The sequence below is a fragment of the Halorubrum distributum JCM 10118 genome, from assembly GCF_000337335.1.
Taxonomy (GTDB): Archaea; Halobacteriota; Halobacteria; order Halobacteriales; family Haloferacaceae; genus Halorubrum; species Halorubrum distributum.
On sequence record NZ_AOJN01000018.1, the window covers coordinates 116603 to 141657 of the forward strand.

Sequence of the window (25055 nt, forward strand, 5' to 3'; positions counted from 1 at the left end):
GAATACGACCGTGACGAACCGAACGATCGTCGTGGGGCTCGCCGGAGCGTTCGTCGGCATGACGGCGCTGCTCCTGATCGGCGGGGTCGTCCTCCACCCGATCGCGCTGGCGCTCGCGGTGCCGTTCGGCGCCGTGTCGTACTTCCTCTGGTACCACGCCAGCGGGCGCCTCCACGACCAGGCCCGGCGGTCGGCCGAGCAGGCGGGTCCGACGGAGCGCGAGCGCGCCAGACAGCGCGCCCGCGCCGAGGCCAACCGGGAGCGCGCGTACCGCGCCGCCGGCACCGACGGCGGTCGCGGTCCGAGTGCGGGTCCGGGGACGGGGCAGCGCGGCGCTCGCGGTCCCGGCGGAACCGGAGCCAGAGACCCCCGAGACCGCGCGCCAGCGACCGACAGGATGACCGAGCGGGAGGCGTACGAGACGCTCGGGCTCGATCGGACGGCCGACAGCGAGGCGGTTCGCCGGCGGTACCGCGAGCGCGCGAAGCGGCTTCACCCGGACGGCGAGGACGGCGACGAGGAGGGGTTCAAGCGGCTCAACGAGGCGTACGAAGTGCTGAAGAACTGATCGACGGGTCGCTATCTCCCGCCGACTCTCACTCCGCGCCGAGCGCCGCGGCGACCGCTCGTTCGGCAGCGTCGAGTTCGGACTGCGTGTTGACGTTCGTGAAGGTGCGCTCGGTCGTCAGCGACCGGATCGCCTCGTCGTCGACGACGACCGCCTCCAGTTGGTCCGCCATCGCGAGTATCTTCCTGTCACCCCGGTCGAGCGCGCGGTCGCAGGCGTCCGCGGCCGGCCCGGTCGCGTAGACGGCCTGCGTCGTCTGATACCAGCGGTCGTCGAGCCGCGGGATTACGGCGTCGACCCCCGGGTCCGCGGCCGTCTCGCGCAGCGCGGCGAGGAACGACGGGTCGACGAACGGCATGTCGCAGGCGACGACGACGGCGTACGCGTCGGTCGCCGCTCGACAGGCGTTCCGGATCCCTCCCAGCGGGCCCAGGTCCGGTTCCTCGTCGAGCGCCCAGCGGACGGGGAGCGAAACCCCCGACAGCGCCTCCTCGATCGCCTCGCGCTGGTCCGGGCGGCAGTTGACGACGAGCTCGTCGACGACCGAGTCGCCGCCGCCCGCGCGGTCAGCGCCGGGCGGGACCGGGTCGTCGGTCCCCGCGAGCCGGTTCGCGACGCGGCGGATCATCGGGACGCCGGCGATCGGCGCGACCGATTTGTCGGCGTCGCCGAAGCGCGTCGAGCGGCCGCCCGCGAGGATGGCTCCGGAGGTCACGCCGGCGGCTTGGGCGGCGGGGGACTTCGCGGTTGCGGTGGTATCTCCCCGGTGAGAATCTCGGCTCGGCTCGATCCGCGAACGACGCGCTCGCCCGCCCATCCGCCCGAAAGCGACCCGTTAAGTGGCCGGCGACCCAACCCATATTCATGCCAGAGGCCACGGATCTCGAGGAGCTGAAGCGGGGGACTGAGCTGGTCAAGCGCGGCTTCGCGCAGATGCAGAAGGGCGGCGTGATCATGGACGTCGTCAACCGCGAGCAGGCCCGCATCGCGGAGGACGCCGGCGCGGTCGCCGTGATGGTGCTCGAACACGTCCCGGCGGACATCCGGAAGCGCGGCGGCGTCGCGCGGATGCCCGACCCCGAGCGCGTCCCCGAGATCATCGACGAGGTGTCGATCCCGGTGATGGGCAAATCGCGGATCGGCCACCGCAAGGAGGCCGAGATCCTGGAGTCGCTCGGCGTCGACATGATCGACGAGTCCGAGGTGCTCACGCCCGCCGACGACGAGTACCACACGGACAAGCGGGACTTCACCTCGCCGTTCGTCTGCGGCGCCCGGAACCTCCCCGAGGCGCTCCGCCGCATCCGCGAGGGCGCCGCGATGATCCGGACGAAGGGCGAGGCCGGCACGGGCGACGTGAACCAGGCCGTCAAACACCAGCGCACCATCAAGAACCAGATCCGGACGCTCACCGGCCTCAACTACGAGGAGCGCGAGAAGTGGGCCCGCGAAAACGGCGCCCCGCGCGACCTCGTCCACGAGACCGCCGAGGCGGAGCGGCTCCCGGTCGTCAACTTCGCGGCCGGCGGCATCGCGACGCCCGCCGACGCCGCGCTGATGATGTACCACGGCTGCGACGGCATCTTCGTCGGCTCCGGTATCTTCGGCGCGGAGGACCCCGAGGCGATGGGCACCGCCATCGTCGAGGCAGTCAACAACTGGGACGACCCCGACGAGCTCGCCCGAATCGCGAGCGGCACCGGCAAGGGAATGAAAGGCCAGTCCAACGAGGACATGGAGGAGGAAGAGAAGCTCCAAGGCCGCGGCGTTTAAATAGGTCTTTTCGATAGCACGGCGGCTTCTTATAAATGGAACTGCGGTGGCGCGCCCCGGTGAGCGGCCCGAAGGGCCGCGAACCGACGGTGCGAGGGAGTCGCTGGCTCCCGGAGCGAAGCGGAGGGTCCCAGCGACGAGGCTGGGGAGGTGTGAGGTGCGGTTGCGGTGCCGTGCGGGGCGGGACTCAAAGGGGCAGCCGGGAGGCCGCAGTAGGCGACGTTAGCACCGCAGCGAGCGGAGCGAGCGAGGAGCGCAACGAGCGTACTGCGGCCTCCCGGCTGGGGCTTTGGAGGCGGTCACCGTCGATCCGCAGTCAGTTGTTTATAAACGAACGAGGGTTTATCGAGACTCTCTCGTTCCCGTCGAGAGTCGATTAATCCCCGTCCCGACACCGTACCCGACGAGCCCGATCACGACCGCGAACAGCAGCCCATATTTAAATCCGTACTCGGTCCCGCCGAGCAACTCCGCGCGTGCTGACTCGTACCCGTATCCCAGCATTCGCGGGTAGGTGTACCGGCCTGCTCCCGTCCAGTTACCCGTAACATAACCGACGAGCGGGGGGAAGGCGAACCACCAGAGTCCGACGAGCCACAGCGAGCCGACGGTCGGGACGAGGCCCGCACCCGCGAATCCCGCCGCGACGGCGATCCCGAGCGTCACCGCGATCCACCACAGGGAGAGCCCGACGTCCAGTCCGAGCACGAATCCGACGGAGGCGAGCGGGAGGATCCCGCCCACCGCCAGCGCCAGCAACTCCCTCGCCGGGGAGGCACCGACGATGTGCGGGGAGGAGCGCACGCTTTCGAGGACCATGCCCGGTGGGTGCGTCGCCGCGCGCAAAAGCGGTTCGGGGCTCAGGAGTCAGCCGGGCCACAGCGAGGGCGGTCGACGAAGTCGACCCGAGAAACGCTCACCGCTCGTCGTCGTCGTACACCCACGCCCCGACGACCTCCTCGTCGCCGTCGCGACGCCAGCGGACCGTCACGACGTCCGGGAACCGGATCGAAATCCGTACCCCTTCCCCGTCGATCGCGTCGTCCGGCCCGAGGTCGTCGTCCAACTCGGCCCACGCGAGGGTGTCCGACTCGCCCGCCTCGTAGTCGGTGCTGACGTTCGTGACGAACACGTCTCCCGCGCGGAGCCGCTCCGTCCCGCCGGTGTGTTCGATCGTCAGCCGGTTCGGCGCGTCGTCCGCGCCCTGATACTCGAACGCGAAGCAGGCGAACTCCTCGCAGTCCGTCAGCTCGCGGTACCCGAGCGCGCCGAACCCGACCGCGCCCGCGCCGAGGAGGACGACGGCCCGCCGCTTGGGGGACATAACCAGCCGCACGGAACAGCGACAAATAGGCGTTTGGCTGACCAATCGTGTTTATAAATGGCTGACTGTGGATCGCCGGCGAACGCCTCCAAAGCCCCAGCCGCTCACTTATAAACGCTCGACTACTGACCAGCGGAGAACACCGCCAAAGCCCCAGTCGCGAGGCGGGCGCACGCTCGCTGTCGCCCGAAAATCGTAGATTCGCTCTTCTGTAGGAGATTGTTGATACTGCTGAGCTGCTGCTGTCGAGTCGAAGAGGACAAGGACACCGCGTCAGCGGTGTCCGACACNCGCTCTTCTGTAGGAGATTGTTGATACTGCTGAGCTGCTGCTGTCGAGTCGAAGAGGACAAGGACACCGCGTCAGCGGTGTCCGACACGGATGATTCCGCTAGATGCGTTTGGGTCGGAATCGGTCGCAGCGGACCTGCTCCAACAGGTTCGCTGGCGTGACGGCGTTTCTTGTCCTCGCTGCCGTTCTGACCGAACGGTCAGAAACGGCAGCTACGGGCACTTTCAGCGGTATCTCTGTAAGGATTGCGGCCGCACGTTNCTGCCGTTCTGACCGAACGGTCAGAAACGGCAGCTACGGGCACTTTCAGCGGTATCTCTGTAAGGATTGCGGCCGCACGTTCAACGATAAGACCGGCACAATCTTCGCTCACTCGAAGATCGCACTCCGCAAATGGTTGTTCTCGATCTACGCGTTCTTGCGGTTTAACACGAGTCTCAGGCAGTTACAGTGCGAAATCGAGGTCACCTACAAAACGATACACAGGCGTGTCGAGCGCTTCGCCGAAGCGCTCGACGCGCCGTCACTCGATCTCCGTGGCCCGGTTGAAATTGACGAGTTCTACGTCTCTGCCGGCTTGAAAGGCCGCGAGNCTCGATCTCCGTGGCCCGGTTGAAATTGACGAGTTCTACGTCTCTGCCGGCTTGAAAGGCCGCGAGCGCGACCGCTGGTCGCGCTCTCGCGGCCTCTCTCGACGCGGACGCGGAACGTATGATCAAGACAAACCGCCTGCGTTCGTTCTCGTGGATCGTGGCACCGAGCAGCGGTACGTTGTGCCAGCGAAATCCGCAAATGAATCGACGATCCGGCTCCTGCTGGCTGACCGCCAGCAGGAGCCTCTCACCGTCTATACCGACGGATTTTGCGCGTACGATCCGCTTGAAGAAGACGACCAATTTGACCGCGAATACGTCGTTCACGGAGACGGTGAGTACGCCGACGACACGGTCCACGTGAACTCCTGCGAGAGCCACGCGTCGCTGGCGCGACGGTGGCTCTCGCCGCATCGAGGCATCTCAAAAGACCGCCTCACACAGTATTTCCGAGCGTTCCAACTCAGACTAGAACTCTATCGCAAACCAGGACGAGAAGCTCTCAAACACGCCGTCAAAGCCACTCTCTGAAATCAACAATGTGCTACACAAGAGCGNTAGAACTCTATCGCAAACCAGGACGAGAAGCTCTCAAACACGCCGTCAAAGCCACTCTCTGAAATCAACAATGTGCTACACAAGAGCGTCGTAGATTTTCGGGATGACGAGACGCCTCCGGCGTCTCGAACCACGCTCCTCAGTCGTTCGCTCCGCTCACTCCTTGCGGTGCTTACGTCGCCTGCGCCCGCCTCGCGACTGCCCCTTTGAGTCCCGCCCCGCACAGCGACCGCAGCCTCACGCCTCCCCAGCCTCGTCGGNCTTACGTCGCCTGCGCCCGCCTCGCGACTGCCCCTTTGAGTCCCGCCCCGCACAGCGACCGCAGCCTCACGCCTCCCCAGCCTCGTCGGTGGCCCTCCACTCCGTTCCGGGCCACCGATTCCCTCGCGGTCGGCTCGCGCCCTCCGGGCGCTCGCCGGCGCGCCGCTTGACTTTTAAATAGCACAGCGCGGTGCGGCTAGTCGACGACCGCGCGGAGTCAGTTCCGCAGCGCCTCGACCGGCCGCTCGCTGGCGGCCTTCCAGGCGGGGTACGCGCCGCTGACGATCCCGACGCCGACGCCGAAGACGAGCGCGAGCAGGAGGTAGTAACCGTTCGTCGGGTCGAGCACGAGCGCGGCGTCGACCGCGGGCGTCGCGAGGACGAGCCCGACGACGAGCAGGACGGTGAGCAGCGTGCCGGCCGCGGCGCCGGCCGCGCCGATCAGCCCGGCCTCCGCGAGCAGGACGCGGAGCACGTCGCGGCGGGCGACGCCCACCGCGCGCATCACGCCGATCTCCTGTCTGCGCTCGACGGTGCTCATCAGCATCACGTTGAGGATCGAGACGCCGGCGACGACCAGCGAGATGGCGCCGAGCCCGAGCAGGAACGTCGAGAGCAGGTCGAAGAACTCGTTGATCTCGTCGACGAGGGCGGCCAGCTCGAACAGCTCCACCCGGTCCTGGCGGGCGTTCACTGACTCGCGGATGGCGTCGGCCGCCGCGCGCGCCTCGGCGCCCGAGTCGGAGACGACGAGCGCCTGCGCGTAACCGTCGGCCGAGAACGCCGACTCCGGCAGGAAGACGGCGTCGTCGGGGGCCACCGGGCTGAACGTCTGGCTCTCGACCAGCACCGCGATCACCCGCACCTGCGAGCCCGCGATCTCGACGGTGTCGCCCGCGCCCGCCTCGAGGTCCTCGGCGATCCCCGCGCCGAGGATCGCGCCCTGCCGGTGGCGCTCGGGGAGTCTCCCCTCGGCGGCCTCGTACGCCAGCGCGGGCTCCTCGACCCCGTACACCGTCGCGAACGTCTGGTCGCCCTGCCGCGCGACCGTGGCGCTGTCGGAGTACAGCGGGACCACGGCCGGTTCGCCGACCGCGCGCCGGATCGACGCCACGTCCGCGTCCGACAGCGACTCCACGCCCGCGTCGTTGTTCGGCGAGACGACGACCTGCGTCCCGATGTCGCCGATGGCGTCGTCGGCGCCCAGCGCCAGCACGTTCCCGAAGATTCCGAGCGCCGCGACCGCGAGCACGCCGATACAGACGCCCAGCACCGCCAGCACCGTCCGCACCCGGTTCCGTCGCAGGTTCCGCGAGGCCATCGACACCGCCGGGCGCCAGCCGCGCAGCCAGCCGGAGAGTCCGTCGGTGAGCCCGCTCGCCGCTCGTCCGTCGCCGTCGCTCATCGGTCGTCCCCCGTCTCCCCCCCCGGCGGCCCGTCGGCCGGGAGCCCGTCGGCCGGCAGCCCGCCGGTCATCTCCCCGTCGGTGAGGTCGACGACGCGGTCGGCGTACTCCTCGACGAGCGGGTCGTGCGTCACCGCGACGACGGCGACGCCCTCGGCCTTGACGCGCTCGAACTCCGCGAGGATCGCCTCCCCCGTCTCGGTGTCGAGGTTCCCCGTCGGCTCGTCCGCGAGCAGCACGGCGGGCTCGTTGATCAGCGCGCGGGCGATGGCGACGCGCTGCTTCTGCCCGCCCGAGAGCTCGCTCGGCTCGTGGTCGAGCCGGTCGCCGAGCCCGAACCGCGCGAGCAGGTCCGCCGCCCGGTCGCTCGCGTCGCCGGGGTCGAACGCGGTCGGCATCGCGACGTTCTCGACCGCGGTCAGCGTCGGCAGGAGGTGGAAGTCCTGGAAGACGAACCCGATCGACTCCTTGCGCGCCCGCGTCCGCTCCGCGACCGAGAGGTTCGTCACGTCGGTTCCGTCGAGGAGGCGCCGGCCCGCGGTCGGGTCGTCGAGCAGCCCGAGCACGTTCAGCAGCGTCGACTTCCCGGAGCCGCTGGGGCCGACGACCGCGACGAACTCCCCGGGCCGCACCGCGAAGTCGACGTCGTCGAGCGCGACGACCGGCTCGCCGCCCCCGCTCGTGTAGCGCTTGTCCACCCCTCGAAGCGCGACGCCGTAGTCGTCGCTCGGGGCGGTGTTCCCGCCGCTCGCGTCGGCGCCCGCCTCGTCAGCGACGGCCGCCGCGGCCGCGTCGTCCGCGGGCTCCGCGCCGAGTCCGGCGTCCCCGCTCACGGCGCCGATCCGTCGCGTCGCCGCGCCGTCGAGCCCCCGACCCGTCCGGTCCTGACCGCGACGCCGACCGCGCCGGCGAGACCGAGCAGCGCGAACCCGCTCGCCACCGCGCCCGCTGCCCCGACGCCGCCGCCGCCGATCCGACCGAGCGCGCCGCCGCCCGCGTCGTCGTCGTCCGGTTCGGGCGCCGCTACCGTCAGCGTCTCCGTGTACCGGACCCCCCGCTCGGTGTAGGTGACGCGGATCGGGATCTCGTCGGCGACGGAGGCGTTCACCGCGGTCGACAGGTCGAACCCGACGAAGTCGCTCGCGCCGAGCGTCCCGACGAAGTACTCGCCGCCCGTCGGCGTCGGCTCGACGCCGGGCGCGTCGCCGACCGAGACGACCGCGCCCGTCAGTTCACCGTTCCCGGCGTTGCCGAGGTTCGCGTCGACGACGACCGCGCCGTCCTCGCCCTCGCGGACCGTCGCGTCGGTCACGGTCGGCGTCGCCTCGCGCACCGGGTACGTCACCGTCGACTCCGCGGTGCGGTCGGCGCCGCGCTCGTTCCGCTGGTCCGTGTCGACGCGGAACGCCGCGGTGACCGTCACCTCCGACCGCCGGTCGAGCGGCCCGAGGTCGACGATCACCCGCCGCTCCTCGCCGGGCGCGACGTCCTCGACGACGAACGGGCCGACCGAGACGGTCTCTGTGCCGTCGGAGCCGTTCGCGCCGTCGCCGCCGACCGCGGTCCCGACGGCCCGGAGGCTGACGCGGTCGGCGGTCGTCGTGCCGGTGTTGACCACCGTCACCTCGACGGGGGAGTCGGCGACCGGCGGCGCGTCGCCCTGGCCGCCGGCGTCGCCCGTGTCGAGCCCGCCGCCGCCGCCGAAGATCCCCTGAATGCCGCCGACGCCGAGGTCGCCGGCCGAGGCTTCGCCATCGTCGTCGCTCCGGAGGTCCTCGGGGTCGAGCGCGCGGGTCCGCAGGTCGAGCGCGACCTGGGTCGGCCGAACCTCGATGACGGTGTCGCGACTGACGGTCACGAGCTCGCCGCTCGTCGACTGGTTCGCGACCGCCTCGACGGTGAGCCGCCTTTCGCCCGGCTCCTCGAACGCCGTCCACAGCGTCGCGTCGAGCGAGTCGCCCGCGGAGAGGGCGCCGACGCCCGAGACGCTGTCGAGCACGTCGCCGTCGGCGTTCCGGACGCGGACCTCAGTGACGTTCGCTGCCGCGTCGCTCCCGCCGGAGTTCGAGACGGTGACGTTCAGCGCCGTTCGCTCGCCGACGGTCGGGTCGCTCGGCGACGTCCCGACTTCGCCGACGGTGATCCGCGCGTCCGGTACCGCCGCCGCGCCGCCGATCGCGAACGCCCCGCCGACAGCCGCGAGCATCGTCAGCGCGGCCAGCAGCGCGGCTGTGGTTCGTGTGAGCGTCAATGTCATATCTCCTAAGCGACCGTCGAAGATATATCCGTCGGCGACGGAAGCGTCCCCGTAGCGCCGCGTCGCGACGGACGCGACGAGAGCTCCTTCTGATCCCGTTCGGCGACCGGTGGGCCGCCGGACTCGCGGTTTCGGCGGCCTCCGAGACGTACCGGTTACGGATGCTTTTTCAACGGGCCGACGTAAATGGCAGTAATGAGCGAACGCGACACCGCGCGAGCGGGGGATCGGCGATGATGGGGAACAACGACCAGCAGGCGTACGACCGCGGCACGTCGCTGTTCTCGCCGGACGGGCGCATCTACCAGGTCGAGTACGCCCGCGAGGCCGTCTCGCGCGGCGCGCCGAGCGTCGGCGTCCGGACGACCGACGGCGTCGTCTTCGTCGCGATGTCTCGCCCCTCCTCGTCGCTGATGGAGGCCGAGAGCATCGAGAAGCTCCACAAGCTCGACGACCACGTCGGCACCGCGAGCGCGGGCCACGTCGCCGACGCCCGCCAGCTGATCGACCTCGCGCGCCGCCAGTCGCAGGGGAACCGCCTGCGCTACGGCGAGCCGGTCGGCGTCGAGACGCTGACGAAGTTCGTCACCGACCACATCCAGGAGAACACGCAGCGAGGCGGCACGCGCCCCTACGGGGCCGCGCTCCTCATCGGCGGCATCGACGACGGCGAGCCGCGCCTGTTCGCCGCCGACCCCTCCGGCACGCCCAACGAGTGGAAGGCGACCGTCATCGGCGGCGGCCGGCAGGAGATCCAGGGCCACCTCGAAGACGAGTGGACCGACGACCTCTCGCTTTCGGACGGCATCGAGCTCGCCGTCGCGGCGCTGGCCGCCCACGACGACGAGTTCGAGCCCTCGGACCTCGCGGTCGCGGCGGTGACCGAGGCCGACGGCTACCGGACGGTCCCGGTCGAGGAGGTCGAAGACGCGTTCGAGGCGGCGGGCCTCGACGCCGCCGACGAGGAAGCTGCGGACGGCGACGAGTCCGAGGCCGACGACGCGGACGGCGACGACGCCGAGTAACGATCAGTCCCGGAGGCGCCGGGACCCCGACCGGCGGCCGGCCGCTCCGCGCCGTGTGCGTGATTGTACGTCGTACACACAACACTTATCACGGCGGAAACCCTCTTTTACGGCGTAAAATGCCCGATTCGATGTCTGAACAGCTCCAACGAGACATGGAGTGCGAGGGGTTACTCGAGTGTTTCCACGGCCTGAAGCAGTTGGACAAGGACTGCTACCAGGCGCTCGTGTCGTCCGACGAGGCGCTCACGATCGACGAGGTCGCGGAGCGCGTCGACCGCGAGCGCTCGACCGCCTACCGCGCGGTCCAGCGGCTCCTCAAGGCCGGCTTCATTCAGAAGGAGCAGATAAACTACGAACAGGGCGGGTACTACCACGTGTACCGGCCGACGGACCCGTCGCAGATCGCCGACGACATGCAGCGGATGCTCAACGACTGGTACGCGAAGATGGGCCAGCTCATCGGCGAGTTCGAGGAGAAGTACGAGCAGCCCGAGCGCGCCGCCGTCAAGAACTGACCGGGAGCCGCCCCAACGGTCGGGACTGGCCGTTCGTTCGGGAGCCGCCCCAACGAGCAGCGCTCGGCGCGAGCGGCCGGTGTCGGCCTCGCGTCGGTCCTTCCGCGGGGAACGCGGCCACCGGCCGGATTCCCGTTCCGGCGTTCGGTGCGGTTCGTGCGGCGTTCCGCGCGCTGTTTCCCGTCGCTATTCCGCGTAGAGGAGGGTCCGTCGGCAGTCGGGACAGACGTACGGGACCGGCGCGAGGATCTCGTCCGCTCGGAGGCCGCCGAGAAACCCCTCGTTCGACCCCTGAGAGACTATCGAGAGCGACCCCACCGCGTCGGTTCCCTGTAGCTCCATCTCTTCGAGCGGTTCTTCACAGTCCGGACAGCGCTTTTCAGCGGGCACGTGTGCGGTTTATACACTACTTTCAGAAAACGGTGTGGTCCGGCCTCGCACGGCTCGGGCACGCGCTGCGCTCGCGCCCGCAGAGGCCCCCTCGGCGAGCGGCCGTTTCGGACGGCGACGCGTCTGGAGAACGGACGGAAAGGGGGAAAACCGGGAGCGGTGACGCGGCGCCGACGCTCAGAACGTGAACACGTGGTCGGCCTCGTCGGCCGCTTCGAGGAACGTGACCGCGCCGGCGAACTGCGTCGTCAGGTCGTCGTCGATGGCGTCCTGCTCCCACTGGAGCATGTCCAGCGTCGTCGTACACGCGACCGAGGTGACCGCCTCGCCGCCGTCGGCGATCAGCTGGTCGAGCATGTCGTAGGGGTTCGGCATCCCCTCGTCGAGGAGCGGCTGGACCGAAGAGAGGTCCTTCTCGCCCTCCAGCAGGTGCGTCAGCCCGTCGAAGGTGAAGTAGAGGAACACGTCCGTGTCCATCGTCAGCGCGACGTGGCCGAGGTTAGTCGCCATCGCGAGGTTCTTCGGGTCGTCGTCGGAGATGATGATGCCGATTTCGTCCATGTTCACTCCTCCTTGCGGACGTAGTGGGTGTACACGTCGTCGCCCTCCTCCTGTTCGAGGAGCGTGACGCCGTCGGTACCGGTCGCCCACCCGTCGATGTCGCTCACGCTGCCCGGATCGGTCGCGACGACTTCGAGCACCTCGCCGGGGGCGAGGTCGTCGATCGCGCCCTTCGTCTTCACGATGGGCATCGGGCAGCTCAGTCCTTTCACGTCCAGCGTCTCCGCGATGTCGAGTTCAGTGCTCATGGGTCAGTTGATTGTACGCAAGGGGCAATACTACCCGAGACGATTTTAATCTTGTGTGTTTATTCCAATATTGGGGTGCGCCGGAGTGACGCCGGACGCCGAATCGGTCGGACCGACCGCCGATGGCGGCACTTACGGTCGTCGGGGCCGAAGCCGGGGCCATGTCGACGACCGTTCGCGTTCGCTGTACCGACTGCGCGTACGAGGAGGCGTTCGACTCGCTCCGGCGGGCGCGGACCGCGCTCGACGACCACGAGCGCGAGACGGGTCACGCCGTCGACTGGGAGATTGGCGGGCTGGCCCCCGGGGTCGAGCGCGCGGGCGACGACGCCGGCGTCTGCGGCCGAGAGGGGTGTGCCAACCCGGACTCGCCCCTCCTCGATCACGACCCGTCGACGGCGTCGGACCCGAGCGCCTGAACCCGGTCGCCCGGCGGGAGCGACCGGTCTCCGAACGCACCTCCGCGACCGCGACCCGTGGATCGTGAGTGGAACTGTAAATTGGATATTGTACAACAAAAGCAATATTACTGGCGAGAGCGAACGGGGACGTATGCGTATCGTATTCGCGACGGACCTATCGGACGCGAACGAGGCGGCGATCGAGTCTCGGACCTGTCTCGAGTGCCTCGACAACATCGGCGTCCGGGAGGTACACCTGTTGACGGTCGTCCCGGACAACGTCTCCAGCGGGCTGCCGGGAATGGAGGCTGCCACCGACGCAAAAGAGGCGCTCGCCCCGCAGCGGCGCGTGTTCGAGCGCGCGGGGTTCGACGTGGAGACCCACGTCGCTCGCGGGACTCCGCACCGGCGCATCAACGGCTTGGCCGAGCGGGTCGACGCGGACATGATCGTCGTCGGGTCGCGCGGCGAGGCCCCGCTTCGGAACCGGCTCATCGGCGGAACCGTTCGCAACGTCGCGCGGACGGCAGTCAGACCGCTGCTCGTCGAGCGGATCGAGGAGACGCCCGACGGCCACGCGGTCAGGAAGGAACACCTGTTCCAGAATGTGCTGTACGCGACCGACTTCTCCGAGAACGCGGCACGCGCCTACGACTTCTTCCCGGCGCTGACGGGCGCGACCGAGCGGGCGTCCCTGCTCCACGTCGGCGGTCGGGGGGATTCGGCGTCGAGGGTGGACGCCGAGGAGCGGCTGGACGAACTGGCGAGCGACCTCCACGATCGGATGGGGATCGACGTCGAAACCAGCGTTCGGTCGGGGAACCCCGTCGAGGAGATCACGGCCGAAGAGGAGCGTGTGGGCGCGACGACGACGCTCATCGGCGCGCGCGGGACGAGTCGGCTTCGGCGCCTCCTCCTCGGCAGCACCGCTGAGTCGATCGTTGCGCGCGGGACGAACAACGTCCTGCTCGTCCCGCCCGAGGCGACGCCGTCGCGGTGACTTGGTGCGGTGACGTTGCCGCGATGACTCGGTTCGGTGACGTTGCCGCGGTGACTCGGTGCGATGCCGGCGGCCGAGGTTTTTGTCGACGGCGCGTCCAAGACGACGTGATGACACGCGAGACGATCACGCAACGCGACGGCCACGTCTACGAGTTCGGCCCGGAGATGGACCCGGTTTACGAGGCAGCCGACGGCGAGTCGCTGACGATCGAGACGATAGACAGCCTGAACGGCGAGATTCAGACGGACGACGACCTGCTGGACGCGATCCCGGAGGAGGTCAACGCCGCGACGGGACCGATCGCCGTGTCGGGCGCGAGCCCCGGCGACGTCCTCGCCGTCGAAATCGAGGCGGTCCGGGTCGCCGAGGACCGCGGTCGCGTACTCACCGCGCCCGGGTTCGGACTTCTCCAGGACGACCCCGAGATCGACCATCCGGCGACGCGGATCACCGAGGTCGACGGCGACGGAGAATCGATCGACTTCGAAGGGATAGACGTGCCCGTCGAGCCCGTGATCGGGACGATCGGCGTCGCCACGGGCGGCGAGACGGTCTCGACGCTCACGCCCGACGACCACGGCGGCAACCTCGACACGACCGACGTGACCGGCGGGACGACGGTCTACTTCCCGGTCTTTCAGGAGGGCGCGATGCTGGCGCTGGGCGACGCGAAGGCCGCGATGGCCGACGGCGAGATGTGCGGGACCGGCGCCGAGATCGCGGTCGAGGTCGACGCGACGCTCTCGGTGATCGAGAACCCGGCCGTCTCGCCGGACCGGCCCCTCCTCGACACCGGCGACGCGGTGAAGACGGTCGCGAGCGCCGAGACGATGGAGGAGGCGGTCGAACTGGCGAACGGCGACATGCTGGACCTCCTGACGCACGACCACGGGTTCTCGCGCACCGACGCGTACCTCTTTTCGAGCCTCGTCGGCGGGCTGGAGGTCAGTCAGGTGGTCGACCCCCAGGTGACGGCGCGGAACGCGGTGCCGAGCGAGTACCTCTCGCTGCCGTTCTGACCGCGATCAGCGCTCCGACCGCTCGGCGAACCGCCGCGCGGCGTCGCTCAGGCCGGGATCGGTCGGCGGCTCGGCCTCACCGGTCTCACCGGCCTCGGCGCTCTCACCGGCCTCGGCGCTCTCACCGGCCTCGGCGCTCGCGGAGTTCCCCTCGCGCTCGGCGGCTGCCTCGTCGCCTTCGGTGGTCGCGCCGTCAGCGCCCTCCAAGGCGGTTCTGTCGTCGGCTTCGGTGCCCGCCTCGCCCTCCACGTCGGCCGGGTCGGCGTCCAGCGGGTAGTGTAGCTCCGCGGGCGGGACGAAGACGCGCTCGACGGCGCGGACGATCTCGTCGACCTGGTCCTCGTCGAGGCGGTCGGCGTACGCCTCGCGGACGAGGTCCGGGACCGCGTAGGCGTAGCTGCCGCGGCCGGCGTGGCGGATGAGCCCCGCGCGACGGATCGGTCGGTGGCGGCTGTAGGCGTGCCCGGAGTCGCCGTCGCCGCCGGCGTCGATGTGCGCCGCGACGGGGTCGCTCGCGCCCTCGCGGCGGTAGTGGCGGAGCATCCCGCGCGAGAGCTCCGGGAGCGCCTCGATCCGCGATCGGAGCTCCTCGATGACGGCCTCTCGGGTGCCGAGTTCGATCGCGTCGTCGAACCGGAGCGCGCTCTCGGCGACGTCGTCGCGGGTGACCGGGTCGACGTCGTCCGGTGTGCCCGACTCGGATTCCGGGGCGGGTCCCGCGGCGTCGGCGTCCGCGGCGTCGGCGTCGCTCTCGTCGATCTCGGCGCCGCCGTCGGCGGCCGAGGCGCCCGATTCGGCCGCGGGATCGGTCCCCGATTCGTCCGCCTCCTGCGCGCGCTCTTCGGTCGCGGCGACCGCCTCGTCGTACGACTTGAGCACGGACTGGTCGCCGCTCTCCGCGTCGTCGCCGTCGCGGGCGCCGTCAGGCCGTCCGGCGTCGGGTCGCTCAGGCATTCTCGCGGCTCGGCCGCCGCCGCCGCGGTACGGCGCCTCCGCCTTCCCCAGCAGCGCCTGCGCGAACTGGTCGGCCATGTCGCTCAGGTCGCGGGCCTCCTCCAGCTCGCGTTCGAGGTCGGCGATCCGCCGGTCCTTCTTCTCGAGCTCCTGTTTGAGGTCCGCGATCTCGGACTCGCGGCGCTCCTTCTCGTCGGAGATGGACTCGAGCTCGCCGACGAGGTCGCTGGAGACCGACTTCAGCTCCGGGCGCTCGAAGTCGTCGAGCCCGGGGGTCGCGCCCGCGTCGAACGTCTCCTTGCGGTGGAACTGGATCCGGCGGATCGACTCGTCCCAGTCGGTCATCAGAAACGCCTCGCCGTCGCCGAGGTCCTCCACCGCGCTCGCGTACTTCGAGCCGAGGATGCGCCCGACCACCTTCGTGTCGTTGTCCCAGGTGAGCCGGTGCCAGCAGAGCCAGTCGCACTGCGTGATGAAGTCCTTCTTGACGTCGGCGGGGCGCTGGCTGATCCCGACGATGCCGAGGCCGTGTTTCCGTCCGCGCTTGCCGACCTTGATCAGCATCTTGCCCGTCTCGTCCATCCCGCCGCCTTCGGGGATGTACTCGTGGCACTCCTCGATGACGAGCAGGAAGGGCTTCTTCATCCGCTTCTCCTTCGCGAACAGCTGTTTGACGACTTCGAGGAGGAGCTCGTTGGCGGTCTCCTCTTCGAGGTAGCCGGAGACGTCCAAGATGATCGGGACGTTCTGCTCTAAGGCGAGGGTCGCGAGCTTCTCGGCGTGCTCGGGGGAGACGACGATGTCGCACTCGTCGTCCGCGCCGGCGTGAAGAATTTCATACTCTTCTTTTAAACCGTAATATTCACCGTCTGTGTCCACGATCATGACAGGAAATCCGTTAGATAGCAGATTTTCTATCACGACACTTGCGGTGTTGCTCTTCCCGGACCCGCTCTTCCCCGTGATGAAGGACCGACCGGTGAGCACGTCGACGACCGGGAGTTCGACCGGAGAGCCGGGTTCCGCCGTCGCGTCGCCGCCGATCCCCTCGCTGACGTCCGCGACGTGGATCGCCTCCTCCTCGCTCATACCCGTGAGAGGTGGCGCCCGCCTCATAAACTATCGCCTCGGTCGGCGGGCGGTGGCATCGGTTGTGGGCGGAGCGCGACCGGGCCGCGTTCCGCGGTCCGCAAGACGTATGCCGCCGCCGCGAGTCCGACCGCGCATGGACACCGAGAACACCCTCCTCAACGCGGTCGTCGGCGCTATCGCGTCGGCGGTGCTCTCCTTTACAGGCATCTCACCGCTCCTCGGCGGCGCGGTTGCCGGGTATTTAAATGGTGACGACGGGCTGCGCGTCGGCGCGCTCTCCGGCGCGATCGCGTCGATCCCGATCGTCGGGCTGCTGCTGCTCGCGCTGGTGATCCTTCCGTTCCTGGGTGTCTTCGGGTTCCCGCTCGAAGTCGGTCTCGCTGCCGGGGGGATCGTCCTCGTCGCGGCGCTCATCGTGTTGGGTGGCGTCGCCTACTCCGTGGTTCTGAGCGCGCTCGGCGGACTGCTGGGCGTGTACGTGAAAAACGAGCTGTAAGCCGGTCGCTGTTAGTTATAAAAATCGATTGCGGATCAGCGGCGAACGCCCCCAAAGCCCCAGCCGCTCGGTTATAAACAGCTACCCGTGAATTGGCGGCGAACGCCTCCAAAGCCCCAGCCGCTCGGTTATAAACAGCTACCCGTGAATTGGCGGCGAACGCCTCCAAAGCCCCAGTCGCGAGGACTCGCGCGGCTCGCTGTGCTCCTCACTCGGTCGCTCACTCCGTTCGCTCCCTCATTGCGGTGCTTACGTCGCCGTGCTTCGTCCTCGCGACTGCCCCTTTGAGTCCCGCCCCGCCCAGCACAGCACCTCACGCCTCCCCAGCCTCGTCGCTGGCACCCTCCGCTTCGCTCCGGGAGCCAGCGACTCCCTCGCGCGTGCTGCTCGGCCGCAAGGCGGCCTCGCAGGCGCGCGCCACCGCAGCGTTCGTTTATAAAAAGAGCTCGTGAGAGTTGCCCTACGACCTCAATAGAGCCGCCTCAGTGCTCGCCGCCGGTGCCGCGCCGGTCGGAGTCGAGGTCGATGTCGAGGTCGTCGAGCAGTTCCTCGGCCTCCGCGCGCTTCTCCTGATGGTCTTCGAGGAACTCGCGCATGAGCTCTGCGGCCTGCTCCTTACAGCCGCCGCAGAGGCGCTCGCCGTTGACGCACTCGGAGTAGACGGTCTTAGTGAGCTCGTCGTCGTCGCCCGCGAGCAGGTAGGCGTACAGCTCGTAGACGGGGCACTCGTCGGCCTCGCCGCCGAGCTCGCGCTGCTTTTCGGCGGTGTCGCGGCCGCCCGTGGTCGCCGCCTTCACCTTGTCGTAGCCGTCCTCGGGGTCGTCGAGCAGCGAGATGTGGCTCGCGGGGACAGAGGAGGACATCTTCCCGCCGGTGAGCCCGGTCATGAACCGGTGGTAGATCGAGGAGGGCTGCCGGAAGCCGAACCCGTCGTGGTCGATCTCGACCTCGCGCGCGAGCGACTCGGCCTCGCCGCGGGTGAGGTCGAACGCGTCGACGTGGCCCTCGAACACGCGCTTCTCGCCGTCGACCGCGTCGATCAGCGCCTCGAACGCCTCGTCGGTCGCGTTGCGGTCGAAGAAGCGCACGCGGGGGCGGAGCGGCTCCTTCCCGCCGGCTTCGAGCTTGTCGAGGGCGCTGGATTTCGCGGCCGCGAGGTCGACGCTCTCGCGGTCGCTCTCCGGCGGCTCGTAGTCGGCGAGCCACTCGGCGGCGTCTTCGCAGCGCACGTCCGAATCCGCGTCCGCGCTCCCCCCCGCGAGGGCGTCGTAGGCGGCCCGGACCAGCTGCCGCTCGTCGTCGCCGAGCTCGAAGGAGGCGAACGCCTCGGTGACCTTGAAGTAGCGCACGCGGGTCGCCAGGTCGCGGGTGAGCCGGACGTGCGGGTCTTGGTCGGGGCCGACCGGGATCACCGTGGGCTTCGGCTCGTCGACGAGCTGCGGGTAGAGGATGTCCGCGGTCTGGGTGATGACGCTCTGCATGTGCGAGATGTTCGTCTCGCCGTCGAAGCCGTAGATCGCCTCGAACTCCGAGAAGTTCGCCTTCGAGCCGAGCTCGAACCCGAGGTCCTGGACCTCGCGGTTGTCGGACTGGCGGTACAGCTCGCCCTCCTCGGCGTCGAAGCCGAGCGCGAGGAGGCTCAGGAGGTAGTTGCGCGCGTGCTCGTCGATCTCGTCCCACGACATCCCGCGCGCGGAGTGGGCCTCGAGGTCGGCGATGAGCCCGAACGCGTCGCCGCCCATCTCCTGGTGCCAGATGATCTCGTCGAACACGAGCTTGTGGCCGATGTGCGGGTCGCCGGTGGGCATGAACCCGGAGAGCGCGGCGAACGGCTCGTCGTTCGCCATCGCCTCCGCGACCGCGTCGTACTCGCGGTGGCCGAAGATGACGCCCCGGCGCATCAGGTAGTGCGGGTCCGGCACCTCGTCGTCGACCTCGTCGAACGCCTCGATGCCGAACTCGGCGAACAGGTCGGCGTAGTCTCCGACCGACGCCGACCCCCACGGGTCGAGCGCGACGTCCTCGGTCGGCTCGTCCGCGCGCTCGGTCCCGCCGTCGGTCCGGGGGGGCGTCGACGGCCCGCCGGCGGCGGCGGACTCGCGCCCGTCGCCGCCCGGCGTCGCCCCCTCGGGGGTGTCCTCGTCCATACCACCTCTCCCGTCGGTCGACGCAAAAACCGTTCGCTTGCGCGGGAGCGGTTGCCACGGCGTGGCGGCCCGAGACGCCCCGCGCCCCCGCAGCGCGGCGACGCCGCGGCACCGCGTCACTCCGCGTGCGCCACCAGCCGCGTCGCGGTCGCCTTCCACCGGATCGAGACCGGATCGCCCGGCGCGAGGCCGAGCCGCTCGATGCTCTCGGCCGTGATCAGCGCGGCGACTTCGGTATCGGGGTCGTCGGCGTCGCTCGAGGCCTCCGCCGCCCCGATCGCGATCCGGACCGTCGACACCGTCTCGCCGGGGTCGACTGCCGAGACCCGCCCGTCGAGGCGGTTCCGTGCGCTCGTCGCGTCCGGGTCGACCGCGCTGGCCGCGTCGTTGACGGTGACGGCGTCGGCGCCGATCCGGACCTGAACCGCGTCGCCGGTGGCTATCTCGCTATGCCTGTCGGGTCCGTCGTTCCCGACCGCGTCGCTCCCGCCGTGGAGCCCCGATATTTCCCCGACTTCGGTATCGACGACCGCGAGCTCGCCGTCGACGGCGGTTACGGTACCGTCGAGCACCGTCTCAGGCACCGCCGCGGTCGCCGCGAGAACGGCCTGGAGCCGGTCGTAGCGGTCGAGGAGGTCCCGGCCCGAGGCGGCGAGCCGGCTCCCGCCGCCGCCCTCGCCGCCCCGCCGGCGCTCGACGAGCGTCCCGTAGGCGTCCTCTAAGGCCTCGATCCGCGAGAGGGCGCGGGCGCGCGAGCGACCGAGGGCCGAGGCCGCGCCCGCGACCGACCCCGCCGCGTCGACCGCGCGCAGCAGGGCCGCGTCGCGGCCGTCGAACTCGACGTCGTCCTCGATGAGCGCGGCGCGGCCGCGACCCGCGGCCGCGTCCGGACCCGGTTCGGTCGGCTCTCCCATGTCCCGCGGTTGCGCCCGGGCCGTGATGGCGTTTTCGACCGGTCGCGGTCCGTCGCTTGCCGCGGCACGCAACTTATATGTGGTATCGACCCACCGTTGTATCTATGTCGATACAACGGCGCAGGTTCGTCGCGGCGCTGGGCGCCGGAGCGGTCGCGAGTACGGCCGGCTGTTCGTCGACGAACGACGGCAACGGGGACGGAGGCGACGGGGGGAGCGGCGGCAACGGAACCGACGGCGGCGAAAGCGCCGAGGAGTCGATCGGCGTCGCCGGCGAGACCCTGACGCTCACGACGACGACGAGCACCTACGACACCGGACTGCTCGACGAGATCCACACGGACTTCGAGGAGATGTACGGCGTCACCGTCGACGCCGTCGCGCAGGGCACCGGCGCCGCGCTGGAGACCGCCCGCAACGGCGACTCGGACATCGTGATGGTCCACGCCCGCGGGCTCGAAGACGAGTTCATGCGCAACGGGTACGGGATCAACCGCCGCGACCTGATGTTCAACGACTTCGTGATCGTCGGTCCCGAAGACGACCCGGCCGGGATCGAGGGGATGGGGTCGGCGACGGAGGCGCTGACGACCGTCGCCGAGGCACAGGCGACGTTCGTCTCCCGCGGCGACAACTCCGGCACGCACACGAAGGAGCTGAACCTCTGGGAGGCGGCCGGCACCGAGCCGGGCGGCGACTGGTACCAGGAGACCGGCACCGGGATGGGCGAGGCGCTGAACATCGCCAACCAGCAGGGGGCGTACACGCTCTCGGACCGCGGGACCTTCATCTCGCAGCGGTCCGAAATCGACCTCACGATCCTCGTTCAGGGCCCGATCGAGGGCGGGCCGGAGATCCTCGCGAACCCGTACGGGGTCATGGCGGTGAACCCCGGCGTCCACGACAACGCCAACTACGACCTCGCGATGGCGTACATCGGCTGGATCACCAGCCCGGAGGTCCAGGAGGCCATCTCGGAGTACCAGGTGAACGGCGAGCAGCTGTTCTTCCCGCGGGCCGTCTCCGAGAATCCGGACTTCCAGCAGTACGTTCCGGAGGGTTGGAGTAGCGACGACTCGGACGAGTAGGCGTGCCGTTCGAATCGACCGCACAGCTCGCGCCGGCCCTGCTCGACGTCTCGTTCAGGGACGGCTACGTCGGGAGCGTCATCGCCGTCTCGCTGTACGTGAGCCTCACCGCGGTGGCGCTGAGCACGCTCGTCAGTGTCCCGGCCGCCGTCGCGATCGGACTCGCCGACTTTCCCGGCAAGGGGTTCGTGAAGTCGGTGGTCAACACCGGAATGGGGTTCCCCAGCGTGGTCGTGGGGCTGGTCGTGCTGTTCGCGGTCTCCAATCAGGGGCCGCTCGGGTCCCTCGAACTGATCTTCACCCGCGAGGCGATGATCATGTCCCAGTTCGTCCTCGCGACGCCGCCGATCACGGCGATCACTCTCGCAGCCGTGAGCGGCGTCGACGACGGGGTCCGGGACGCGGCCCGCGTCCTCGGCGGGACGCGCGTCGACGTCGCACTGGTCGTGATCAAGGAGGCCCGCTACGGGATCGCGACCGCGGTGCTGGCCGGGTTCGGCCGCGCGGTGAGCGAGGTCGGCTCCGTCCTCATCGTCGGCGGGAACATCACGAGCGCGGACGGCATCTCGAAGACGCGCACGCTGACCACGGCGATCCAGCTCGAAGCGCGGCAGGGCCAGTACGAGACCGCGATGGTGCTCGGCGCGGTGCTCGTCGCGCTCGTGTTGACGGTCAACGCGATCGTCGTCCGCTTCGGCGACCGAGGGGTGGCGGGATGACGCGCCGGGAAAGCGGAGCGATACGCCGCGGGGTGACGGGCTGATGCTCCGCGCGAGACACGTATCGCGCTCGTACGGCGACGAGGCCGTGTTCCGCGACCTCTCGATCGAGGTCGGCGAGGGGGAGGTCGTCGCCGTCATCGGCCCCTCCGGCGTCGGCAAGACGACGCTGCTCCGGACGCTCGCGCTCGCGCTCGAACCAGACGAGGGCGCCGTGACGCTCGACGGGACCGACGTCTGGGCGGTCGACGAGGCCGAGCGCCTCGCGCTGCGCCGCCGCGTCGGGATGGTGTTCCAGGAGGCGAGCCTCTTCGACGGGACGGTCGCGCGCAACGTCGAGTACGGGCTTCGGGTCCGGCGCTCGTGGAGCGACCGGCTCGCCTCGGTCTTCCGGCTGAACGGCGCCCCCGACGCGGTCGAGGAGTCCCTGGAGGTCGTGGGGCTGTCCGACAAGACGGCTCAGCCGGCCGACTCGCTGTCGGGCGGCGAGGCCCAGCGCGTGTCGTTCGCCCGCGCGCTGGCGTACGAGCCGGACGTCCTCCTGCTGGACGAGCCGACCTCCGACCTCGACCCGCGGAACACGGCCGTCATCGAGGAGGCGATCGGCGAGGCGCGGGCCCGCGGGATCGGCGTCGTCGTCGCGACCCACGACATGCACCAAGCCGAGCGGGTCGCCGACCGCGTCGCGGTGCTGCTGGACGACGGGATCACGGAGATGGGGCCGACGGAGAAGATCTTCGAGGATCCCGACAGCGAGCGCACTCGGAAGTTCATCTCGGGCGAACTGGTGTACTAATAAATACCGAGGGGTGACGGGAACCGAGTCGGGCCCGGCGGTCTTGTTTAAATATCCGACGGCTCCGCGGTGAACACCGCCGAAGCGCCAGTCGCTTATTTATAAACAGTCGAATCTGGATCGGAGACGAACACTGCCGAAGCCCCAGCCGCGAGGACAGCGCACGCTCGCTGTGCTCCTCACTCGCTCGCTCACTGCGTTCGCTCCCTCGTTGCGGTGCTTGCGTCGCCTGCGCTGTCCTCGCGGCTGCCCCTTCGAGTCCCACCCCGCACAGCAACCGCACCTCACGCCTCCCCAGCCTCGTCAGCCGCCGTCGCTTCGCTCCGGCGACTGACTCCCTCGCGCGTGCTCCTCGCGGCCTCCGCTTCGCTCCGGCCGCTCGCAGGCACGCGCCACCGCACCGTTATTTATAAGTAATCGACACCGCCGGCTCAGACATCGAAGTCGAGTTCGACCGCGTCGCCCGCGTCGACGTCGCCCGCGTCGACGACCGCGTCGTCGGCCGCGAACCCCGCGTGGAGGTGGTCGTAGGTGCGCTCGATCGCCTCCACGATCACCTTCGTGTCGCCGGTGACGGGCATGAAGTTGGTGTCGCCGCTCCACCGCGGGACGACGTGCGTGTGGAGGTGGTCGACCGAGCCGCCCGCGGCGTCGCCGCCGAGGTTCTGGCCGGTGTTGACGCCGTCGGGGTTCATGTCGCGTCGCAGCGCCGCGAGCGTCGCCGCTTTCAGCTTCGCGTGGTCGAGGAGGGCCGCGTCGTCGAGGTCGGTCGGGTCCTCGACGTGTGCGTCCGGGATCACCATCGCGTGGCCGGGGTTGTACGGCGCGTTGTTGAGGATGACGTAGTTGCGCTCGCTGCGAGCAACCACGCGCGCCTCGCGGGCGTCCTCGCGCTCCGGCAGGACGCAGAACGGGCAGCCGTCGATGGGGTCGGCGTCGCGCTCGACCCACTCGATCCGCCACGGAGCGAAGATCCGGTCCATCAGTCGTCGAAGCCGTGGATGCCCGCGGTCGTCACCTCGACGCCGTCCTCGGTGACCAAGAGGGTGTGCTCCGCCTGACTCACGAGGGCGTCGTCGTCCTCCTTCAGGACGGGGTACCCCTTGATCGCGTTCGCCTGCTTCAGGCGGCGGAGCGCCATCTCGGCGCGGTCCGTCTCCAGCCACCGCGCCGCGAACGGGAGGTCGTCGAACGCCTCGATCTCCTCGAGCGCCTGCCGCGCCCGTCGGTCGCGCACGCTCGCGGAGCCCTGCTGTTCGAAGATCTCCTCGACGGTCCCCTCGCCCACTTTCCCGCGCCCGTCGGTGGCGAACGGCTCGATGGCGACCGCCTGCCCCGGCTCGAGCTCGACCGAGCGGTCGACGCCGCGGTTCGGCACCGTCGGGCCGGTGTGGGCGTCGTAGCGCTCGACGCCGTGGCCGGAGAGGTTGAGGACGGGCGTGTAGCCGTAGCCGCGGATCACGTCCTCGATCGCCTGCCCGACCACGCCGACCTCGACGCCCGGGCCGGCCTCGTCGAGCGCGGCCTCGAGCGCCATCTCGGCGGCCTCGACGAGTTCGGGAGTGCCGGTGTGGTCGACCGTCACGGCGGCGTCGGCGATGTAGCCGTCGACGTGGACGCCGACGTCGAGACACACCATCTCCTCGCCGAACTCGGCGTCGTCGTCGCGGCCGGGCGTCGCGTGCGACGCCTCCGGGTCGACGCTGATGTTCACCGGGAAGGCGAGGCCGGCCCCCTGCTCGCGGACGAAGTCCTCCGTCCACTCGGCGACCTCGAGGTGGGTCCGGCCCGGTTCGACCATCTCGCGGGCCTCGTTCATCGCCTCGACCAACACCGCGCCGGCCTCGCGGTAGCTCTCGACCGCGTCCTCGTCCAGAGGTCCGTTGCTCATGGGTTCGGGTTCGGCGACCGCGCGCAAAGAGGTTGCGGAGGGCGGTCGATCCCCCTCCGTTCAGGCGCGCGCGATCTCGACGAACCACTCGTCGTCGGTCGGGTTCGCCGTCTCGTGGGCGAACCCGCGCTCCGCCAGCACGTCGTACAGCGGCACCGGCTCGAAGCTGTTCACCAGACAGAGCGACTCGTCATCGTCGAGGCCGTCGAGCGCGGCCACGATGTCGCCGAACGGTTCGCCGTCTATCTCGCGGGCGTCCAGCCGCTTGTCCGCGTCGTCGAACGGGTCGGGGCTCATAGGTCGGTTGTGGCGCCCCGCGGTGGTATAGCTCTCCCCGAAGGTGTTCGGGAGCGCGTTCTCCCGGAGTCGCGCTCGAACATGTTCGCTCGAAGACGTACGGGGCCGGAGCGCGTCCGATCGAGTATGTCGAGTACGCCCACGGAGCACGACCACGAGCACGGCGCGGACCCGGTGACCGACCACGTCCACGAGAACTCGTGGTCCGCGAACCTCGAAGGCCCCGAACACGCGGACGACCGCGACCTGCTCGTCCGGCAGGCGATCGAGGCGGTCGAACACACGGCCGCGGGCAACCACGTCAACCTCGTCACTCACGGCGACCACGGCCACCCCGGGGAGTACCTCGTCGACGCGCTCGAGGCGGAACTCGGCGGCGACGTCGACTGGGAGTACGTCGAGCAGTGCGGCTGCGGCGGGCACGTCGTTCGCGTCCACGCCTGACGGGTCGGCCGGACGGACAGCG

Annotated in this window: 27 protein-coding genes and 1 pseudogene; 13 read left to right on the forward strand and 15 right to left on the reverse strand. The window is 69.7% G+C overall.

The features are described 5' to 3' along the window. Positions 1–10 precede the first annotated feature (10 nt). The gene (locus tag C466_RS02640) at positions 11–568 is read left to right on the forward strand and encodes a DnaJ domain-containing protein (RefSeq protein ID WP_004596979.1); all 558 of its coding nucleotides are present in this window, start codon (positions 11–13) and stop codon (positions 566–568) included. Positions 569–596: 28 nt separating this feature from the next. Here C466_RS02640 and mobA read toward each other — a convergent pair whose 3' ends face one another. Next, on the reverse strand, positions 597–1283 hold the full coding sequence (gene mobA, locus C466_RS02645; RefSeq protein WP_004596977.1) for a molybdenum cofactor guanylyltransferase: 687 nt from the start codon (positions 1281–1283) through the stop codon (positions 597–599). Between the two features lie 149 nt (positions 1284–1432). Here mobA and pdxS point away from each other — a divergent pair, with 149 nt between their 5' ends. Next, positions 1433–2341 (forward strand): pyridoxal 5'-phosphate synthase lyase subunit PdxS, encoded by a 909-nt coding sequence (gene pdxS, locus C466_RS02650; RefSeq protein WP_004596975.1) that lies wholly within the window; start codon positions 1433–1435, stop codon positions 2339–2341. Positions 2342–2683: 342 nt separating this feature from the next. Here pdxS and C466_RS02655 read toward each other — a convergent pair whose 3' ends face one another. Together C466_RS02655 and C466_RS02660 are read right to left on the reverse strand one after the other, a co-directional pair. Continuing rightward, the gene (locus C466_RS02655; RefSeq protein ID WP_004596974.1) at positions 2684–3160 is read right to left on the reverse strand and encodes a hypothetical protein; all 477 of its coding nucleotides are present in this window, start codon (positions 3158–3160) and stop codon (positions 2684–2686) included. A 97-nt stretch (positions 3161–3257) separates the two neighbouring features. After that, positions 3258–3665: a hypothetical protein gene (locus C466_RS02660; protein ID WP_004596973.1), complete on the reverse strand. Its 408-nt coding sequence runs from the start codon at positions 3663–3665 to the stop codon at positions 3258–3260. A 381-nt stretch (positions 3666–4046) separates the two neighbouring features. On the opposite strand from C466_RS02660, the pseudogene C466_RS15785 reads away from it, so the two are divergent. Next, positions 4047–5080 (forward strand): annotated as a pseudogene (locus C466_RS15785) (IS1595 family transposase). 505 nt (positions 5081–5585) lie between these two features. Here the strand turns inward: C466_RS15785 and C466_RS02665 are convergent. Genes C466_RS02665 through C466_RS02675 form a run of 3 tightly spaced genes read right to left on the reverse strand, consistent with a single transcriptional unit; the run spans position 5586 to position 9030 of the window. Beyond that, positions 5586–6773, reverse strand: coding sequence for an ABC transporter permease (locus C466_RS02665; protein ID WP_004596962.1), 1188 nt, complete (start codon positions 6771–6773; stop codon positions 5586–5588). Then, positions 6770–7606 (reverse strand): ABC transporter ATP-binding protein, encoded by an 837-nt coding sequence (locus C466_RS02670; RefSeq protein WP_004596960.1) that lies wholly within the window; start codon positions 7604–7606, stop codon positions 6770–6772. Before C466_RS02670 ends, C466_RS02665 begins: the two co-directional genes overlap by 4 nt. Beyond that, on the reverse strand, positions 7603–9030 hold the full coding sequence (locus tag C466_RS02675; protein ID WP_193366039.1) for a hypothetical protein: 1428 nt from the start codon (positions 9028–9030) through the stop codon (positions 7603–7605). The genes C466_RS02670 and C466_RS02675 overlap by 4 nt, the downstream gene beginning before the upstream one ends. A gap of 233 nt (positions 9031–9263) precedes the next feature. On the opposite strand from C466_RS02675, the gene psmA reads away from it, so the two are divergent. Both psmA and C466_RS02685 read left to right on the forward strand, forming a co-directional pair. Further along, positions 9264–10055 carry an archaeal proteasome endopeptidase complex subunit alpha gene (gene psmA, locus C466_RS02680; protein WP_004599558.1) on the forward strand — a complete coding sequence of 264 codons (792 nt, stop codon included), beginning with the start codon at positions 9264–9266 and terminating at the stop codon, positions 10053–10055. Between the two features lie 119 nt (positions 10056–10174). Further along, the gene (locus tag C466_RS02685) at positions 10175–10573 is read left to right on the forward strand and encodes a helix-turn-helix domain-containing protein (protein ID WP_049897948.1); all 399 of its coding nucleotides are present in this window, start codon (positions 10175–10177) and stop codon (positions 10571–10573) included. 186 nt (positions 10574–10759) lie between these two features. Here C466_RS02685 and C466_RS02690 read toward each other — a convergent pair whose 3' ends face one another. The 3 genes from C466_RS02690 to C466_RS02700 form a co-directional block, all read right to left on the reverse strand. After that, positions 10760–10963: a hypothetical protein gene (locus C466_RS02690; RefSeq protein ID WP_049908364.1), complete on the reverse strand. Its 204-nt coding sequence runs from the start codon at positions 10961–10963 to the stop codon at positions 10760–10762. A 177-nt stretch (positions 10964–11140) separates the two neighbouring features. After that, complete coding sequence (locus C466_RS02695) at positions 11141–11524, reverse strand: DsrE family protein (protein ID WP_004596952.1); 384 nt, start codon at positions 11522–11524, stop codon at positions 11141–11143. A gap of 2 nt (positions 11525–11526) precedes the next feature. Beyond that, positions 11527–11772 (reverse strand): sulfurtransferase TusA family protein, encoded by a 246-nt coding sequence (locus C466_RS02700; RefSeq protein WP_004596950.1) that lies wholly within the window; start codon positions 11770–11772, stop codon positions 11527–11529. Between the two features lie 161 nt (positions 11773–11933). On the opposite strand from C466_RS02700, the gene C466_RS02705 reads away from it, so the two are divergent. The 3 genes from C466_RS02705 (at position 11934) to C466_RS02715 (ending at position 14195) form a co-directional block, all read left to right on the forward strand. After that, entirely contained in the window at positions 11934–12191 is a 258-nt protein-coding gene (locus C466_RS02705) for a DUF7542 family protein (RefSeq protein ID WP_004599559.1), read from the forward strand. A 133-nt stretch (positions 12192–12324) separates the two neighbouring features. Continuing rightward, the gene (locus tag C466_RS02710; protein WP_004596945.1) at positions 12325–13173 is read left to right on the forward strand and encodes a universal stress protein; all 849 of its coding nucleotides are present in this window, start codon (positions 12325–12327) and stop codon (positions 13171–13173) included. 110 nt (positions 13174–13283) lie between these two features. Then, positions 13284–14195, forward strand: coding sequence for an acetamidase/formamidase family protein (locus C466_RS02715; RefSeq protein ID WP_004596943.1), 912 nt, complete (start codon positions 13284–13286; stop codon positions 14193–14195). 6 nt (positions 14196–14201) lie between these two features. Here C466_RS02715 and C466_RS02720 read toward each other — a convergent pair whose 3' ends face one another. Continuing rightward, entirely contained in the window at positions 14202–16238 is a 2037-nt protein-coding gene (locus C466_RS02720) for a helicase HerA domain-containing protein (RefSeq protein WP_004596941.1), read from the reverse strand. Positions 16239–16374: 136 nt separating this feature from the next. On the opposite strand from C466_RS02720, the gene C466_RS02725 reads away from it, so the two are divergent. Further along, positions 16375–16737: a DUF5518 domain-containing protein gene (locus C466_RS02725; RefSeq protein WP_004596939.1), complete on the forward strand. Its 363-nt coding sequence runs from the start codon at positions 16375–16377 to the stop codon at positions 16735–16737. A gap of 482 nt (positions 16738–17219) precedes the next feature. On the opposite strand, the gene C466_RS02730 is transcribed toward C466_RS02725, so the two are convergent. Continuing rightward, positions 17220–18884, reverse strand: coding sequence for a tryptophan--tRNA ligase (locus tag C466_RS02730; RefSeq protein WP_004596937.1), 1665 nt, complete (start codon positions 18882–18884; stop codon positions 17220–17222). Between the two features lie 116 nt (positions 18885–19000). Further along, the gene (locus C466_RS02735; RefSeq protein ID WP_004596935.1) at positions 19001–19798 is read right to left on the reverse strand and encodes a TOBE domain-containing protein; all 798 of its coding nucleotides are present in this window, start codon (positions 19796–19798) and stop codon (positions 19001–19003) included. 104 nt (positions 19799–19902) lie between these two features. On the opposite strand from C466_RS02735, the gene C466_RS02740 reads away from it, so the two are divergent. The 3 genes from C466_RS02740 to C466_RS02750 are packed head-to-tail and all read left to right on the forward strand — an operon-like array spanning position 19903 to position 22401. Continuing rightward, on the forward strand, positions 19903–20886 hold the full coding sequence (locus tag C466_RS02740; RefSeq protein WP_004596933.1) for a substrate-binding domain-containing protein: 984 nt from the start codon (positions 19903–19905) through the stop codon (positions 20884–20886). A gap of 2 nt (positions 20887–20888) precedes the next feature. Continuing rightward, entirely contained in the window at positions 20889–21605 is a 717-nt protein-coding gene (locus tag C466_RS02745; protein ID WP_004596931.1) for an ABC transporter permease, read from the forward strand. Positions 21606–21648: 43 nt separating this feature from the next. Next, positions 21649–22401, forward strand: a complete 753-nt coding sequence (locus C466_RS02750) for an ABC transporter ATP-binding protein (protein WP_004596930.1) — start codon at positions 21649–21651, stop codon at positions 22399–22401. Positions 22402–22832: 431 nt separating this feature from the next. Here the strand turns inward: C466_RS02750 and C466_RS02755 are convergent, their stop codons facing one another. Genes C466_RS02755 through C466_RS02765 form a run of 3 tightly spaced genes read right to left on the reverse strand, consistent with a single transcriptional unit; the run spans position 22833 to position 24589 of the window. Beyond that, on the reverse strand, positions 22833–23384 hold the full coding sequence (locus tag C466_RS02755) for an HIT family protein (protein WP_004596927.1): 552 nt from the start codon (positions 23382–23384) through the stop codon (positions 22833–22835). Beyond that, positions 23384–24292 carry a type II methionyl aminopeptidase gene (gene map / locus C466_RS02760; RefSeq protein WP_004596925.1) on the reverse strand — a complete coding sequence of 303 codons (909 nt, stop codon included), beginning with the start codon at positions 24290–24292 and terminating at the stop codon, positions 23384–23386. Before map ends, C466_RS02755 begins: the two co-directional genes overlap by 1 nt. 60 nt (positions 24293–24352) lie before the next feature. Further along, the gene (locus C466_RS02765; RefSeq protein ID WP_004596923.1) at positions 24353–24589 is read right to left on the reverse strand and encodes a DUF2249 domain-containing protein; all 237 of its coding nucleotides are present in this window, start codon (positions 24587–24589) and stop codon (positions 24353–24355) included. Positions 24590–24715: 126 nt separating this feature from the next. Between C466_RS02765 and C466_RS02770 the strand changes: the two genes are divergently transcribed. Continuing rightward, entirely contained in the window at positions 24716–25033 is a 318-nt protein-coding gene (locus C466_RS02770) for a CGCGG family putative rSAM-modified RiPP protein (protein WP_004596921.1), read from the forward strand. The last annotated feature ends 22 nt before the right edge of the window (positions 25034–25055 follow it).

Bases quoted from the DNA above. Each gene is read 5' to 3' on its own strand.
- pdxS (WP_004596975.1), top strand. From the start codon at position 1,433: ATGCCAGAGGCCACGGATCTCGAGGAGCTGAAGCGGGGGACTGAGCTG.
- C466_RS02655 (WP_004596974.1), bottom strand. From the start codon at position 3,160: ATGGTCCTCGAAAGCGTGCGCTCCTCCCCGCACATCGTCGGTGCCTCC.
- C466_RS02660 (WP_004596973.1), bottom strand. From the start codon at position 3,665: ATGTCCCCCAAGCGGCGGGCCGTCGTCCTCCTCGGCGCGGGCGCGGTC.
- C466_RS02665 (WP_004596962.1), bottom strand. From the start codon at position 6,773: ATGAGCGACGGCGACGGACGAGCGGCGAGCGGGCTCACCGACGGACTC.
- C466_RS02675 (WP_193366039.1), bottom strand. From the start codon at position 9,030: ATGACATTGACGCTCACACGAACCACAGCCGCGCTGCTGGCCGCGCTG.
- psmA (WP_004599558.1), top strand. From the start codon at position 9,264: ATGATGGGGAACAACGACCAGCAGGCGTACGACCGCGGCACGTCGCTG.
- C466_RS02685 (WP_049897948.1), top strand. From the start codon at position 10,175: ATGCCCGATTCGATGTCTGAACAGCTCCAACGAGACATGGAGTGCGAG.
- C466_RS02695 (WP_004596952.1), bottom strand. From the start codon at position 11,524: ATGGACGAAATCGGCATCATCATCTCCGACGACGACCCGAAGAACCTC.
- C466_RS02700 (WP_004596950.1), bottom strand. From the start codon at position 11,772: ATGAGCACTGAACTCGACATCGCGGAGACGCTGGACGTGAAAGGACTG.
- C466_RS02705 (WP_004599559.1), top strand. From the start codon at position 11,934: ATGTCGACGACCGTTCGCGTTCGCTGTACCGACTGCGCGTACGAGGAG.
- C466_RS02710 (WP_004596945.1), top strand. From the start codon at position 12,325: ATGCGTATCGTATTCGCGACGGACCTATCGGACGCGAACGAGGCGGCG.
- C466_RS02715 (WP_004596943.1), top strand. From the start codon at position 13,284: ATGACACGCGAGACGATCACGCAACGCGACGGCCACGTCTACGAGTTC.
- C466_RS02720 (WP_004596941.1), bottom strand. From the start codon at position 16,238: ATGAGCGAGGAGGAGGCGATCCACGTCGCGGACGTCAGCGAGGGGATC.
- C466_RS02725 (WP_004596939.1), top strand. From the start codon at position 16,375: ATGGACACCGAGAACACCCTCCTCAACGCGGTCGTCGGCGCTATCGCG.
- C466_RS02730 (WP_004596937.1), bottom strand. From the start codon at position 18,884: ATGGACGAGGACACCCCCGAGGGGGCGACGCCGGGCGGCGACGGGCGC.
- C466_RS02735 (WP_004596935.1), bottom strand. From the start codon at position 19,798: ATGGGAGAGCCGACCGAACCGGGTCCGGACGCGGCCGCGGGTCGCGGC.
- C466_RS02740 (WP_004596933.1), top strand. From the start codon at position 19,903: ATGTCGATACAACGGCGCAGGTTCGTCGCGGCGCTGGGCGCCGGAGCG.
- C466_RS02750 (WP_004596930.1), top strand. From the start codon at position 21,649: ATGCTCCGCGCGAGACACGTATCGCGCTCGTACGGCGACGAGGCCGTG.
- C466_RS02755 (WP_004596927.1), bottom strand. From the start codon at position 23,384: ATGGACCGGATCTTCGCTCCGTGGCGGATCGAGTGGGTCGAGCGCGAC.
- map (WP_004596925.1), bottom strand. From the start codon at position 24,292: ATGAGCAACGGACCTCTGGACGAGGACGCGGTCGAGAGCTACCGCGAG.
- C466_RS02765 (WP_004596923.1), bottom strand. From the start codon at position 24,589: ATGAGCCCCGACCCGTTCGACGACGCGGACAAGCGGCTGGACGCCCGC.
- C466_RS02770 (WP_004596921.1), top strand. From the start codon at position 24,716: ATGTCGAGTACGCCCACGGAGCACGACCACGAGCACGGCGCGGACCCG.